General features: G+C 37.7%; 11 protein-coding genes. All 11 read left to right on the top strand.

Going from position 1 to position 14,824, the window contains the following annotated elements; genetic code table 11:
- Positions 1-135: 135 nt before the first annotated feature.
- The 11 genes from rpoC to LDK52_RS00210 all read left to right on the top strand — a co-directional run bounded on the left by rpoC (position 136) and on the right by LDK52_RS00210 (position 14,684).
- Positions 136-3,738 (top strand): DNA-directed RNA polymerase subunit beta', encoded by a 3,603-nt coding sequence (rpoC, locus tag LDK52_RS00260; protein WP_277583947.1) that lies wholly within the window; start codon positions 136-138, stop codon positions 3,736-3,738.
- A gap of 136 nt (positions 3,739-3,874) precedes the next feature.
- Complete coding sequence (locus LDK52_RS00255; RefSeq protein WP_277583946.1) at positions 3,875-4,123, top strand: ribosomal L7Ae/L30e/S12e/Gadd45 family protein; 249 nt, start codon at positions 3,875-3,877, stop codon at positions 4,121-4,123.
- A gap of 98 nt (positions 4,124-4,221) precedes the next feature.
- The gene (gene rpsL / locus LDK52_RS00250) at positions 4,222-4,644 is read left to right on the top strand and encodes a 30S ribosomal protein S12 (protein ID WP_277583945.1); all 423 of its coding nucleotides are present in this window, start codon (positions 4,222-4,224) and stop codon (positions 4,642-4,644) included.
- 41 nt (positions 4,645-4,685) lie between these two features.
- Positions 4,686-5,156, top strand: a complete 471-nt coding sequence (gene rpsG, locus LDK52_RS00245; RefSeq protein WP_277583944.1) for a 30S ribosomal protein S7 — start codon at positions 4,686-4,688, stop codon at positions 5,154-5,156.
- A gap of 62 nt (positions 5,157-5,218) precedes the next feature.
- Entirely contained in the window at positions 5,219-7,297 is a 2,079-nt protein-coding gene (gene fusA, locus LDK52_RS00240) for an elongation factor G (RefSeq protein ID WP_277583943.1), read from the top strand.
- A gap of 116 nt (positions 7,298-7,413) precedes the next feature.
- A complete protein-coding gene (gene tuf / locus LDK52_RS00235; protein WP_277583942.1) occupies positions 7,414-8,601 on the top strand; it encodes an elongation factor Tu in 1,188 nt (395 codons plus the stop codon).
- Between the two features lie 92 nt (positions 8,602-8,693).
- Positions 8,694-9,383: a response regulator transcription factor gene (locus tag LDK52_RS00230; protein ID WP_277583941.1), complete on the top strand. Its 690-nt coding sequence runs from the start codon at positions 8,694-8,696 to the stop codon at positions 9,381-9,383.
- Positions 9,384-9,559: 176 nt separating this feature from the next.
- Positions 9,560-10,411 (top strand): sensor histidine kinase, encoded by an 852-nt coding sequence (locus tag LDK52_RS00225; RefSeq protein ID WP_277583940.1) that lies wholly within the window; start codon positions 9,560-9,562, stop codon positions 10,409-10,411.
- Positions 10,412-10,509: 98 nt separating this feature from the next.
- Positions 10,510-11,271 carry an ABC transporter ATP-binding protein gene (locus LDK52_RS00220; RefSeq protein WP_277583939.1) on the top strand — a complete coding sequence of 254 codons (762 nt, stop codon included), beginning with the start codon at positions 10,510-10,512 and terminating at the stop codon, positions 11,269-11,271.
- Positions 11,261-13,234: an ABC transporter permease gene (locus LDK52_RS00215; RefSeq protein ID WP_277583938.1), complete on the top strand. Its 1,974-nt coding sequence runs from the start codon at positions 11,261-11,263 to the stop codon at positions 13,232-13,234. The genes LDK52_RS00220 and LDK52_RS00215 overlap by 11 nt, the downstream gene beginning before the upstream one ends.
- Before the next feature lie 133 nt (positions 13,235-13,367).
- Entirely contained in the window at positions 13,368-14,684 is a 1,317-nt protein-coding gene (locus LDK52_RS00210; protein ID WP_277583937.1) for a Na+/H+ antiporter family protein, read from the top strand.
- Positions 14,685-14,824: the final 140 nt, after the last annotated feature.

The raw sequence follows: 14,824 nt of genomic DNA, 5'->3' as shown, positions 1-14,824 counted from the left end.
AGCGTAATTGCGCTTAGATTTAACAATAAAAGTCGGACAGGTGATGCCTGTCCGTATTTCCGTATAAAATTGCATAATGCAGAGCTACTTGGAAAAGTCTTTTAAAAGACACAAGACTAAAGGGAGGTAGGCTCCTTGATAGACGTTAATAATTTTGAGTATATGAAAATTGGTTTAGCTTCACCAGATAAAATCCGTTCATGGTCTTATGGAGAAGTAAAAAAACCTGAAACAATTAACTATCGTACGTTAAAACCTGAAAAAGATGGTTTATTCTGTGAACGCATTTTCGGTCCTACGAAAGACTGGGAATGTCATTGCGGGAAATATAAACGAGTCCGTTATAAAGGTGTTGTGTGTGATCGTTGTGGAGTAGAGGTAACTCGTTCAAAAGTACGTCGTGAACGTATGGGCCACATCGAACTAGCTGCTCCTGTATCACATATTTGGTATTTCAAAGGTATCCCAAGTCGTATGGGTCTGATTTTGGATATGTCTCCAAGATCACTAGAAGAGGTAATTTACTTTGCTTCTTACGTAGTAATTGAGCCAGCAGACACGCCTCTTGAAAAGAAACAATTGCTTTCTGAAAAAGAGTACCGTGCATATCGCGATAAGTTTGGAACTAAGTTCCAGGCTGCAATGGGTGCAGAAGCTATCAAGCGTTTACTTTCAGAACTTGATTTGGAAAGTGAAACAGAACATTTAAAAGAAGAGTTGAAAACAGCTCAAGGTCAACGTCGTACGCGTGCGATTAAACGTTTAGAAGTTGTAGAATCTTTCCGTAACTCAGGAAACAAACCTGACTGGATGATTTTAGACGTTCTACCAGTAATTCCTCCAGAATTACGTCCAATGGTTCAATTGGATGGTGGACGCTTTGCGACATCAGATTTAAATGATTTATATCGTCGTGTGATTAACCGTAATAACCGTTTAAAACGTCTATTGGATCTTGGTGCACCTAGTATCATCGTTCAAAATGAAAAACGTATGTTACAAGAAGCTGTTGATGCTTTGATTGATAACGGTCGTCGTGGCCGTCCAGTAACAGGACCGGGTAACCGTCCGTTGAAATCACTTTCACATATGCTAAAAGGGAAACAAGGTCGTTTCCGTCAAAATCTACTTGGTAAACGTGTTGACTACTCTGGTCGTTCGGTTATCGTAGTAGGACCAAACTTGAAAATGTATCAATGTGGACTTCCAAAAGAAATGGCAATTGAACTATTCAAACCATTTGTGATGAAAGAACTTGTTGAACGTGGTTTAGCCCACAACATTAAGAGTGCAAAACGTAAAATTGAGCGTATGCATGCGGAAGTTTGGGATGTATTAGAAGATGTGATTAGAGAGCACCCGGTTTTACTTAACCGTGCCCCTACTCTTCACCGTCTTGGTATCCAAGCATTCGAACCAACATTAGTAGAAGGTCGCGCAATTCGCCTTCACCCTCTAGTATGTACAGCATATAATGCTGACTTTGATGGTGACCAAATGGCTGTTCACGTACCTTTATCAGCAGAAGCGCAAGCGGAAGCTCGTTTACTAATGCTTGCAGCACAAAACATTTTGAACCCGAAAGATGGAAAACCAGTAGTTACACCATCTCAAGATATGGTTTTAGGAAACTATTACTTAACACTTGAGCGTAAAGGTGCAATGGGCGAAGGTTCAACATTCTATGGTCCAGAAGAAGTGCTAATTGCATATAATACTGGTCATGTACATTTGCATACACGTATTGCGATATCAGCAGCATCTGTAAAAAACCAAACATTTACGGAAGAACAAAATAAGCTACTATTGCTTACAACTGTAGGTAAAGTAATTTTCAATGAAATTCTTCCAGAAACGTTCCCGTACATCAATGAACCGACAGATTTTAATCTACAAATTGAAACACCGAAGAAATATTTCGTTCCAACCTATACAGATGTGAAGAAGCATATCGATGCTATGGAACTTGTAGAGCCATTCAAGAAGAAAATCCTTGGAAATATAATTGCGGAAGTGTTTAAACGTTTCCATATTACAGAAACGTCGAAAATGCTTGACCGTATGAAAGCACTAGGATTCAAATATTCTACTAAAGCTGGTATTACAATTGGTATCTCTGATATAGTCGTACTTCCAGACAAAGGTGAAATTCTTGAAGAAGCACAAAGTAAAGTAGATAAAGTTATTAAGCAATTCCGTCGTGGTTTAATCACGGAAGAAGAGCGTTATGCTAGTGTTATTGGACACTGGAGTAAAGCAAAAGAAGTTATTCAGGAAAGACTGATGAAAACACTAGATCACATGAACCCGATCTACATGATGGCTGACTCAGGTGCCCGTGGTAATGCATCCAACTTTACTCAACTTGCAGGTATGCGCGGACTTATGGCCAATCCGGCTGGTCGAATTATCGAACTTCCGATCAAGTCATCATTCCGTGAAGGTTTAACAGTACTTGAATACTTCATCTCTACACATGGTGCTCGTAAAGGTCTTGCCGATACAGCACTTAAAACTGCCGATTCAGGTTACTTAACTCGTCGTTTAGTAGACGTTGCGCAAGATGTAATCATTCGTGAAGAGGACTGTGGAACGGACCGTGGATTGTTTATTGGTTCGCTTATGGAAGGTACGGAAGTAATTGAAGAGTTTGGTGAGCGTATTGTCGGTCGTCATGCGAAGAAAACAATCTTCCATCCTACTACAAATGAACTGATTTTAGAAAAAGACGAATTAATTACACAAGATGTAGCTCGTGTTATTGAAGAAGCAGGTATTAACGAATTAACAATTCGCTCAGCATTTACTTGTAATACAAAACATGGTGTTTGTAAAAAATGTTACGGCTTGAACTTAGCTACTGGAGACACAGTTGAAGTAGGAGAAGCAGTTGGTATCATTGCAGCTCAATCAATTGGTGAACCAGGTACTCAGTTAACGATGCGTACATTCCATACAGGTGGGGTTGCTGGAGACGATATTACACAAGGTCTTCCGCGTATCCAAGAGATCTTTGAAGCTCGTAATCCTAAAGGGCAAGCTGTTATTTCCGAAATTTCAGGTACTGTTACTGAAATTGAAGAAATTAGAGAAGGTCAAAAAGAAATTACAATTCAAGGTAATGTAGAAACTCGTAAATATTTGGCGCCATATAATGCACGTTTAAAAGTTCAACTAAACGATACAATGCAACGTGGTCAGGTTCTTACTGAGGGTTCTATAGATCCGAAAGAATTGTTGAGAGTTAAAGATGTTTCGACTGTTCAAGAGTACTTATTAAAAGAAGTACAAAAAGTTTACCGTATGCAAGGGGTAGAAATTGGGGATAAACATATCGAAGTAATGGTACGCCAAATGCTTCGTAAAGTACGTGTGATTGAAGCGGGAGAAACTGACCTACTTCCAGGATCACTATTAGATATCCATCAATTTGCTGAAGCGAACAAGGAAGCAGTTTTAATAGGTAAAATTCCTGCAACTTGTCGTCCAGTTATCCTTGGTATTACAAAAGCTTCTCTTGAAACAGAATCATTCTTGTCTGCTGCATCATTCCAAGAAACAACTCGTGTCTTAACAGACGCTGCGATTAAAGGGAAACGTGATGAATTGTTAGGCTTGAAAGAAAACGTAATTATCGGTAAACTAGTTCCGGCTGGTACAGGTATGCAACGTTATCGTCAAATTAAAATTACAGCCAACGAAGCGGATAATAAAAAAGATTTAGTTAACGCAGAGTAAAAAAAGTGAATATTAGGGAGTATCAAATTTAATTTCTCCCTAATATTTTCATGATTACTGTTGACACTTTTTTCAATGAATGATAATATATTTAAGGTTGATAGTTATTTGACTTGTACCTTTGGAGGATATGCAAATGTCTTATGAAAAAGTGAAGCAAGCGAAAGAAACAATCATAGGTACAAAGCAAGCAGTAAAAGCAATGAAAAAAGGGCTTGTCAACGAAGTTTATATTGCACTAGATGTAGAAGAAAGAATCATTGAACTAGCACGACTAACAGCTGTAGAAAACAATGTTTCGATTAACTATGTTGAGTCTAAAGTAGATCTTGGTAAGGCTTGTGGACTACGCTTAGCGGCGTCAGTAGTAGCTATTACTGTGTAACAGTTTTTGTGTAAAGCACAAAGACTTTGTTTTTACCCCAAAAATGAACCACCTGGATGTGTGGTATTAACAAGAACAAATGAAGGGAGGAATTATCGATGCCTACAATTAACCAATTGATACGTAAGCCTCGTCAATCCAAAATCACGAAATCAAAGTCTCCTGCACTATCAAAAGGTTATAACAGCTTCAAAAAAGCTGGTACTAATCTTAACTCTCCACAAAAACGTGGGGTTTGTACTCGTGTTGGTACTATGACGCCGAAAAAACCTAACTCAGCACTTCGTAAATATGCGCGTGTACGTTTAACTAATACGTTAGAGGTTACTGCTTATATTCCAGGAGAAGGACACAACCTACAAGAACATAGTGTTGTACTTATCCGCGGAGGAAAAGTAAGAGATTTACCAGGAGTACGTTACCATATCGTACGTGGTGCTCTTGATACTGCTGGAGTTACTGGTCGTATGCAAAGTCGTTCACTTTATGGTGCAAAACGCCCTAAAGCAGCTAAGAAATAATTTAATTAATAATTTGACATTCGTCGAAAGGAGGAAAACACATGCCTCGTAAAGGTCCTGTTTCCAAACGTGACGTGTTACCAGATCCAATTTATAATTCAAAACTAGTAACTCGTTTAATCAATAAAATGATGGTTGACGGTAAAAGAGGTACTTCTCAAAAAATTCTATACGGAGCGTTTGAACTTGTAAAAGAACGTTCTGGTAAAGATGCACTAGAAGTATTTGAAGCTGCTCTAACTAATGTAATGCCAGTTCTAGAAGTTCGTGCTCGTCGTGTTGGTGGTGCTAACTACCAAGTGCCGGTTGAAGTACGTACTGACCGTCGTTCAACACTAGGTCTTCGTTACTTAGTAAACTATTCACGTCTTCGTGGAGAAAAAACGATGGAAGAACGTTTAGCTAACGAAATTCTTGATGCATCTAACAATACTGGATCATCAGTTAAGAAACGTGAAGATATGCACAAAATGGCTGAAGCTAACAAAGCATTCGCTCACTATCGTTGGTAAAATCTTTTTTAAATTTACTATAAAATCCTACTCTAATCCGACTATGGAAGGAGAAATACAATATGGCTAGAGAGTTCTCCTTAGAAAAAACACGTAATATCGGGATCATGGCTCACATCGATGCTGGTAAAACAACTACTACGGAGCGTATTCTTTATTACACTGGTAAAATCCACAAAATCGGGGAAACTCATGAAGGTGCATCACAGATGGACTGGATGGAGCAAGAACAAGAACGTGGAATCACTATTACTTCAGCTGCAACAACAGCTGCTTGGGATAATCACCGTGTAAATATCATCGATACACCTGGACACGTAGACTTCACTGTTGAAGTTGAACGTTCACTTCGTGTACTTGATGGTGCGGTTACAGTACTAGATGCTCAATCTGGTGTTGAACCACAAACAGAAACAGTATGGCGTCAAGCTACAACTTATGGCGTACCACGTATTGTTTTCATCAACAAAATGGATAAAATGGGTGCTGACTTCCTATATTCTGTAGGAACTCTTCATGACCGTTTACAAGCTAACGCTCATCCAATTCAATTACCTATCGGTGCAGAAGATGAATTCAACGGAATTATTGACTTAATTACGATGAAAGCAACTATGTATCCTAATGACTTAGGAACTGATATGGAAGAAATAGAAATTCCAGAAGAGTACAAAGCTCAAGCTCAAGAATACCGTGACAAACTAGTTGAAGCGGTTTCTGAACTTGACGAAGACTTAATGGATAAATATTTAAATGGTGAAGAAATCACGAACGAAGAATTAGTAAGTGGTATTCGTAAAGGTACCCTAAACGTAGAATTCTATCCAGTAGTGTGTGGTACTGCATTTAAAAACAAAGGCGTTCGTAAAGTACTTGACGCAGTTGTTGCATACCTTCCATCACCACTTGATATTGCTGCTATGGTAGGAACTGACCCAGATAGCGAAGAGGAAGTTTTACGTCATTCAGATGATTCAGAACCTTTCTCTGCATTAGCATTTAAAGTTATGACTGATCCTTATGTTGGTAAATTAACATTCTTCCGTGTATATTCTGGTACGTTACAAGCCGGATCATACGTTCAAAACTCAACAAAAGGTAAGCGTGAGCGTGTAGGACGTATTCTACAAATGCATGCAAACTCTCGTTCAGAGATTACAGAAGTACATTCTGGAGATATAGCTGCAGCTGTAGGTCTAAAGGATACTACTACTGGTGATACACTGTGTGATGAAAAAGCTTTAGTAATTCTAGAGTCTATGGTATTCCCAGAGCCGGTTATTTCTTTATCAGTTGAGCCAAAATCTAAAGCTGACCAAGATAAAATGGGTGCTGCTCTTGTAAAATTAGCAGAAGAAGATCCAACATTCCGCGTTCATACAGACCAAGAAACTGGTCAAGTTATTATCGCTGGTATGGGTGAGCTTCACCTTGATATCTTAGTTGACCGTATGCGTCGTGAATTTAAAGTAGAAGCTAACGTAGGTGCTCCTCAAGTATCTTACCGTGAAACTTTCCGCGCTTCAGCAAAAGTTGAAGGTAAATTCGTACGTCAATCAGGTGGACGTGGTCAATTCGGACACGTTTGGATTGAATTCTCTCCAAACGAAGAAGGAAAAGGCTTTGAATTTGAAAACGCTGTTGTCGGTGGGGTAGTTCCACGTGAATACATTCCAGCTGTTGAGGCAGGTCTTCGTGACTCACTTAACAATGGTGTACTTGCTGGATATCCATTAATCGATATTAAAGCAAAACTTTACGACGGATCATATCATGATGTTGACTCGAATGAGATGGCCTTCAAAATTGCTGCTTCTATGGCATTGAAAAATGCTGTATCTAAAGTAAATCCAGTAATTCTTGAGCCAATCATGAAAGTTGAAGTTGTTATTCCTGAAGAGTATTTAGGAGACATCATGGGTGATATCACTTCACGTCGTGGACGCGTTGAAGGTATGGATGCTCGCGGTAACGCACAGGTTGTACGTTCAATGGTTCCGCTTGCAGAAATGTTCGGATATGCAACGTCTTTACGCTCTAATACGCAAGGACGCGGAACCTTCTCAATGACATTCGATCATTATGAAGATGTTCCAAAATCAATTTCTGAAGAAATCATCAAAAAAAATAAAGGTGAATAATTGAATTTTCACCAAAATTAAAGTATAACTATTTTGTAGACTATGAAAGATAAGGGACTATTTGTCCCTTCCTTTTGTAATAAAAAAACATACAATTACTGAGGAGGACTTCTCTAATGGCTAAAGAAAAATTTGATCGCTCGAAAACACATGCTAACGTTGGTACTATCGGACACGTTGACCATGGTAAAACAACACTTACTGCTGCTATCGCAACAGTTCTTTCTAAAAAAATGGGTGGTACAGCTAGATCATACGCTGACATCGATAACGCACCTGAAGAAAAAGAACGCGGAATCACAATCAATACTTCACACGTTGAGTATGAAACTGCTGCTCGTCACTATGCGCACGTAGACTGCCCAGGACATGCTGACTATGTTAAAAACATGATCACAGGTGCAGCGCAAATGGATGGCGGGATCTTAGTAGTATCTGCTGCTGATGGCCCAATGCCACAAACTCGTGAACATATTCTTTTATCTAAACAAGTAGGTGTTCCATACCTAGTTGTATTCATGAACAAATGTGATATGGTAGACGACGAAGAATTACTTGAATTAGTAGAAATGGAAATTCGTGACCTTCTTTCTGACTACGATTTCCCAGGCGACGACATTCCAGTAATTAAAGGTTCTGCACTTAAAGCTCTTGAAGGCGAACCAGAATGGGAAGAAAAAATCATTGAATTAATGGACGCTGTAGATAGCTATATCCCAACTCCAGAACGTCAAACTGACAAACCATTCATGATGCCAGTTGAGGATGTATTCTCAATTACTGGTCGTGGTACAGTTGCAACTGGACGTGTTGAACGTGGGCAAGTTAAAATTGGTGACGTTGTAGACATTATCGGTATTACTGAAGAACCAAAATCAACTACTGTAACTGGTGTTGAAATGTTCCGTAAACTTCTTGACTATGCTGAAGCTGGAGACAACATTGGTGCTCTTCTTCGTGGGGTTGCTCGTGAAGATATCCAACGTGGACAAGTTTTAGCTAAACCAGGTACAATTACTCCACATACAGACTTCAAAGCTGAAGTTTATGTTCTTTCAAAAGAAGAGGGTGGACGTCATACTCCATTCTTCTCAAACTACCGTCCTCAGTTCTACTTCCGTACAACTGACGTAACTGGTGTTTGTAACTTACCTGAAGGCGTAGAAATGGTTATGCCTGGAGATAACATCGAAATGACTGTATCTCTTATCTCTCCAATCGCTATCGAAGAAGGTACTAAATTCTCTATCCGTGAGGGTGGACGTACTGTTGGCGCTGGTGTAGTTGCTACTATTACTAAGTAATCTATAACTCTTTATTATAAAACCATCTCGTGACGACGAGATGGTTTTTTTTATGCCTAAAATTGTGTACACTGGTAAAAGGGGTGTATAAAATGCAAAAAATTATGTTAATAGAAGACGATATTTCAATTTTTAATTTAATTAAAGATAAATTTCTTCACTGGTCATTTGAAGTAATTGGCCCAACTAATTTCCAACAAATACTTCCTACTTTTTTTGAAGAGAAACCACAGTTAATAATTATTGATATTCAGCTTCCGGCGTATGATGGTTTTCATTGGTGTCGAGAGATTCGTAGACATTCGAAGGTTCCTATTATCTTTCTTTCTTCTAGGGACCATTCAATGGATATGATTATGGCGATGCAAATGGGTGCAGATGATTTTGTTCAAAAGCCTTTTAATATGGAAGTCTTATTAGCAAAAATCCAAGCAATACTTCGAAGAACATATGATTATGGAGAAGAACAGTCAGATATCGTTCATTGGAACGGCGCAGTCATAGATTATTCTAGAAGTACTATTTCCAAAGAAAATCAAGAGGTTGAACTTACTAAGAATGAGTTGTTTATCGTAAGAATTTTAGTCCAGTCATTGGATAAAATTGTTTCTAGGGATGAGCTCATGAGAAAGCTATGGGATGATGAAAGGTTTGTAAATGACAATACCCTTTCAGTCAATGTCAATAGATTACGATTAAAACTAGATCAAATTGGGTTAGAGGAAGTCATTGTGACCAAAAAGGGGCTAGGATATATTGCCATAACAAAGGAGGAGTTATGAGGCTCTTTTTAATATATATTAAAGAACGATTTGCATGGATTTTATTTTTTAGCTTTTTGCAGCTATGGCTCAATTTTCTCCTGACAATAGACGTGACCTTTACTAATACTTCTATTCTGTATATGAATGGTACCAATCTACTTTTATTTTTAATATTCTTTTTATGGAGATATTTTATGGAAACAAAGTTTATTAAAAATGTTTTAAAGGTCAATCGTGGTAACTCGACGTTCGATCAGCTTATAGCTAGACTACCTGACGGACAATCCTTTTTTGATAAGATGATGATGGATGAGATACAAGAACTTATTCATACAGGAAAACAAGAGCTCGATGATTCACATATAGTTTCTCTAGAAGAGAAGGACCAGACACTTTCTTGGATACATGAGATGAAAACACCGCTTACGAGTATGAAGCTAATGATAGATAATATAGAGGATTCTATCCTTAAGGAACAACTTGAAGTAGAATGGCTAAGGTTGCATTTGCTTTTAGATCAACAGCTTCATAAAACACGTCTGCCATTTATTGAGAAAGACAACGTTATAGAAAAAGTAAATCTGCAAAAAGTTATATTCCGGGAAATTAAAGAACTGAAGCCATGGTGTATGCAACGGAATATTGGGTTTGACACCGAAGGGTTAGATAAAACAACACTTACTGATCATAAGTGGCTAGCATTCATTGTAAGGCAGATCATATCAAACGCTGTGAAATATAGCAAAGAGCACACGGAAATTCATATAAGTACAACAACAGACAATTTGGGTCATCTAGTCCTTTCTATAAAAGACCAAGGGGTAGGAATATCACAAGCTGACTTGCCTAGAATTTTTGAAAAGTCTTTTACCGGTAGGGTGGGGAGAGAAAGTGCTGCCTCTACTGGAATGGGGCTATACTTAGCTAAGAATTCTGCCGAAAAACTTGGGATTAATATAAACGTTACTTCCGAGATAGGGACTGGTTCTACATTTACCTTACAATTCCCCATACAAAATGAGATGCAAGAAATACTAGGTAGGTGACGAAAATGTCATCTGCTTTCTTTGTTTGTCATCTAAAACGAACGATTTTTCTTGAAGTAATGGGTAAAATGAAGTTAATAAAAGGTAGGAGGTAGACCATGGTTATTTTACGAGGTCGAAAGATTAAAAAAGTATTTGGCAAAAAATCCAATACTCAAGAAGTGTTAAAAGATATTGACATAGAAGTACGTGAAGGTGAATTTGTTGGGATCATGGGACCTTCGGGCTCAGGTAAAACAACGCTATTAAATGTCTTAGCTTCAATTGATAAAGTTACATCTGGAATAATTGAAATTAACAATAATAATCTTCAAAAAATGAAAGAACAGAAGCTTTCCAAATTTAGAAGAGAACAGCTTGGTTTTATCTTTCAGGATTACAATTTGTTGGATACGCTAACAGTTAAAGAAAATATTTATCTTCCATTATCTGTAGGGAAAACTCCTAAAACTGTGTCAGAGAAAAAGATAAAGGAGATAACCGATCTTTTAGGAATTAATGATATCTTAAACAAATATCCCAGTGAGATATCTGGTGGACAAAAGCAAAGAACATCAGCGGCAAGGGCACTAGTCGGTAATCCCTCTATTGTATTTGCAGATGAGCCTACTGGAGCTCTAGATTCCAAGTCTGCTACTGCATTGTTAAGTAATTTGGAAAAAATCAACAAAGAAAAGAAAGTTACGATTATGATGGTAACACATGACTCTGTAGCTGCTAGTTTTTGCTCACGTGTTCTATTTTTAAAGGACGGACAGATATATTCTGAGTTGTATAAAGGTGACAAGGATCGCAAACAATTTTTCCAAGAGATCATGAATACCCAAGGTGTATTAAGTGGTGATGGCTATGACGCTTAATCAATTGGTTTTAAGAAGTATGAGGAAAAATATAAAAAGTTATTATCTCTACGTTTTTGCTTTAGTATTCAGTGTTTCATTGTATTATTCTTTTGTCACTTTACAGTACAATCCAGCAATTGTTAATGAAATCGGTACTGGTAGATCTTCAGCTGCGTTAAAAGCAGCTTCCTATTTATTATTATTTATCGTAACTTTCTTTGTACTCTACGCTAATAAGCTCTTCATGAATAGACGGAGTAAGGAAATCGGTTTATACCAGCTAGTCGGTATGTCCAAGAGCCTAGTGGCTAGACTAATAGCAATTGAGAACATTATTCTTTGGTTCAGCGCTATTGTCATCGGTGTATTAGTAGGTTTACTTACCTCAAGAATATTTGTAATGATTCTCTTAAAAATAGTAGAGAAGGATGCATTTGTAGAGCTCTCATTTTCTATAGAAGCACTGATGATGACTGTAGTTGTATTCTCAGTACTTTTATTGATAGTAATTTTGCAAACTGCAATAAGAATTAAAAGAGTAACTCTACTTGCTCTAATTACAACAACTGCAGTCGCAGATGAAAGGGTGAAAAAATTTAATGCCTTTCAGATGTTTTTAGGATTTGTAGGACTTATTTCTATAGGGTATGGCTACTATTTATCGACGACAATATTAGATAATCTAAACGTCACTCCTAATGTACTGTTATTCAAAATGGTTTCTATTCTTGCTTTAACGGTTGGTGGAACATATTTTGTATTTCGTTTCTCGGTAGCATTAATCTTAAACTTTGTAAGAAAAAGTAAAAAAGGTTTGATGTCTATCCAAGATGTATTATCTTTATCAACAATCATGCATCGAATGAAGGCCAATGCCATGTCTCTGACTACTATCACGGTATTGTCCGCGTCTACACTAGCGATATTAACATTCACCTACATCTCCTACTATTCCGCGGACTCAGTGGCAATGGAAGCGGTACCTTATGATTATATAATGTATGAGGATACTGGCTTTGAATTAGTTGAAGAATTTGATAAAGAAGGAATTCAATATACGAGGTATGATATTGATTTACTAGCAGTTCCAGCGGATGTCCGTCCTTTATTGGTCAAGGAAGCTGCATTAAATAAAACTATATCCACCGAGCTAGGTGTACAGGTTGTAAGCCTAAAGGCGATTCAAAATAAGCTTCCTAATCTTCATTTACAAGAAGGGGAGGGTTATATACTTGGTTATAATAGTTTGAGTGCAGAAAACATAAGAATAGAAGCACAAAAATCTATCCAGTTCAATACTTCCGCAGGTGAAGAAGAAATATTTATTAAGGAAGTTACAGAGGATCTACTATTACCTAATTATCACTATTATGGCTTTACAGTCGTAGTGGCAGACTCCTATTTTCAAAAGCTACTTCATGACCCTCTAACAAAGAACCAAAAAGTTGTTGGTATGGAATTGAAGGAAGAAAATCAATTAATAAAGGCGCAAGAAGTATTTGAAGCAAATAAAGTATCAGTAGAAATGCCTATTCCAGGTAATGACCTAGCAACAAATACGGTCAGTGTAGAATCACAGGAAAACTATCGCTTAAATATGTTAGATTCACTTGGAATGACTATTTTTATAAGTGGATTTTTAGGTTTAGCGTTTTTAATCGCAACGGGTAGTATTCTGTACTTCAAACAAATGTCTGAAGCGGATGAAGAAAAAGGAACCTATAACATTTTACGCAAAATGGGCTTCACTACTAATGAGATTATGAGTGGAATCCGCCGTAAGCAGTTGTTCAACTTCGGCTTCCCGTTAATAATAGGCTTAGCGCATAGTTATTTTGCAGTAAAATCGGGATGGGTTTTATTTGGCACCGAGTTGGTTGCTCCCTTATTGATAACTATGGGTGTATATATTGTTCTTTACTCCATTTTCTCAATTCTATCTGCTGGATATTACCGGAAAGTAGTAGAAGACGCACTATAAACAAGAAACCTGATTTCCAATTGGAAATCAGGTTTTTTTATACATAATGTAAGTCTAGACTATTGACATTTCGGTTAGAAAATTATAAACTTCTACCTATTAGCAATCTAGTGTAAGAAAGTGAGTGTTTTATATGAATGCCGTAATAATAGCAGTAGTAGTCATGTTAGTATTGAGTTTACTTCGTATTAACGTCGTATTCTCGTTAATTATAGGTGCCCTTGTAGGAGGGCTTACAGCGGGCTTGTCCGTTGCAGAAACAATTGATGCATTTACAGGTGGGCTAGGAGCTGGTGCGACTATAGCGCTTAGTTATGCACTGCTAGGGGGCTTTGCTATTGCTATCTCTAAGACGGGTATTCCCGAGTTGTTAGTGGTGGCAATTTTAAAGATGGTAAAGAGTAAGGGTGACTCGGACAAAACGGGACTTGTTAAAGCTCTAGTGTTCTTATTACTACTGATGATGGCTGTGTTCTCACAGAACTTAATCCCAATACATATCGCTTTTATCCCGTTGTTAGTACCTCCAATCTTAAAAGTGTTGAATTTGTTAAAAGTGGATCGTAGATTGATCGCATGTATTTTGGCGTTTGGTTTAATTACTCCGTATATGTTTATCCCATATGGGTTTGGTGCAATTTATCAGGACATCGTTGCTACTCAGATGGGACTATCAGGTTTAGAGATAGTATTAAGTGATATTCCAAAGGCGATGGCTGTTCCTGCTCTTGGAATGGTATTTGGTTTAGTAATAGCATTTGTTATGTATCGTAAACCGAGAAACTATAAACAAGAAGCAGTAGAAGTAAGTGAATTAGACGTACAAGTTAAAACCAGTAGTATTATCTATACAGTGATCTCTTTAATAGCAGCGTTGGTTGTTCAGGTAGCAACAGATTCTATGATTGCAGGAGCACTAGCTGGTATCGTTGTTCTTTATGTTAGTGGTGCCCTAAAAAGGAAAGAAGCAGATGTACTTCTAACAGAAGGAATGCGAATGATGGCGTTCGTTGGCTTCGTAATGATTACAGCAAATGGATTTGCAGCGGTCATTAATGCTACAGGGCATGTAGAAAGCCTTGTGGAAGCATCTTCAAGTTTATTAAAGGGTAATGTGAGTGTTGCGGTATTAATCATGTTAATCATTGGATTAATTGTAACGATGGGAATAGGTTCATCATTTGCTACTATACCTATAATAGCTGCCATCTATGTACCACTAGCTATGGAACTTGGATTAAGTCCATTAGCGACAATTGCTTTAATAGGTACAGCAGGAGCTTTAGGGGACGCGGGCTCGCCAGCTTCCGACTCAACGCTCGGGCCGACTGCAGGATTGAACGTAGATGGACAGCATAACCATATATGGGATACTTGTGTACCGACCTTTATAGCCTATAACATTCCTCTTGTACTTTTCGGGTGGATTGCAGTAGTGTTTGTTCTATAGTAATAGTAAGAAAGGATATCTCTATTGAAGAGATGTTCTTTTTTGTTGAGGTAAATGATTATATAGAAGGGTCATATATTCACAAAATATAATATCACTTATCAGTTGCTTTTTCCTTTGAAATTTTATATACTAGAAAA

It is taken from the genome of Psychrobacillus antarcticus (genome assembly GCF_029533155.1).
In the GTDB taxonomy this organism is placed as follows: Bacteria; Bacillota; Bacilli; order Bacillales_A; family Planococcaceae; genus Psychrobacillus; species Psychrobacillus antarcticus.
The sequence above is the reverse complement of the archived record's forward strand: the minus strand, read 5'-3'. Positions and strand labels throughout refer to the sequence as shown.

Excerpts from the sequence above, each read along its gene's own strand:
- rpsL (WP_277583945.1), top strand. The coding sequence starts at position 4,222 with ATGCCTACAATTAACCAATTGATACGTAAGCCTCGTCAATCCAAAATC.
- tuf (WP_277583942.1), top strand. The coding sequence starts at position 7,414 with ATGGCTAAAGAAAAATTTGATCGCTCGAAAACACATGCTAACGTTGGT.
- LDK52_RS00210 (WP_277583937.1), top strand. The coding sequence starts at position 13,368 with ATGAATGCCGTAATAATAGCAGTAGTAGTCATGTTAGTATTGAGTTTA.
- LDK52_RS00220 (WP_277583939.1), top strand. The coding sequence starts at position 10,510 with ATGGTTATTTTACGAGGTCGAAAGATTAAAAAAGTATTTGGCAAAAAA.
- LDK52_RS00255 (WP_277583946.1), top strand. The coding sequence starts at position 3,875 with ATGTCTTATGAAAAAGTGAAGCAAGCGAAAGAAACAATCATAGGTACA.
- LDK52_RS00215 (WP_277583938.1), top strand. The coding sequence starts at position 11,261 with ATGACGCTTAATCAATTGGTTTTAAGAAGTATGAGGAAAAATATAAAA.
- LDK52_RS00230 (WP_277583941.1), top strand. The coding sequence starts at position 8,694 with ATGCAAAAAATTATGTTAATAGAAGACGATATTTCAATTTTTAATTTA.
- rpsG (WP_277583944.1), top strand. The coding sequence starts at position 4,686 with ATGCCTCGTAAAGGTCCTGTTTCCAAACGTGACGTGTTACCAGATCCA.
- LDK52_RS00225 (WP_277583940.1), top strand. The coding sequence starts at position 9,560 with ATGGAAACAAAGTTTATTAAAAATGTTTTAAAGGTCAATCGTGGTAAC.
- fusA (WP_277583943.1), top strand. The coding sequence starts at position 5,219 with ATGGCTAGAGAGTTCTCCTTAGAAAAAACACGTAATATCGGGATCATG.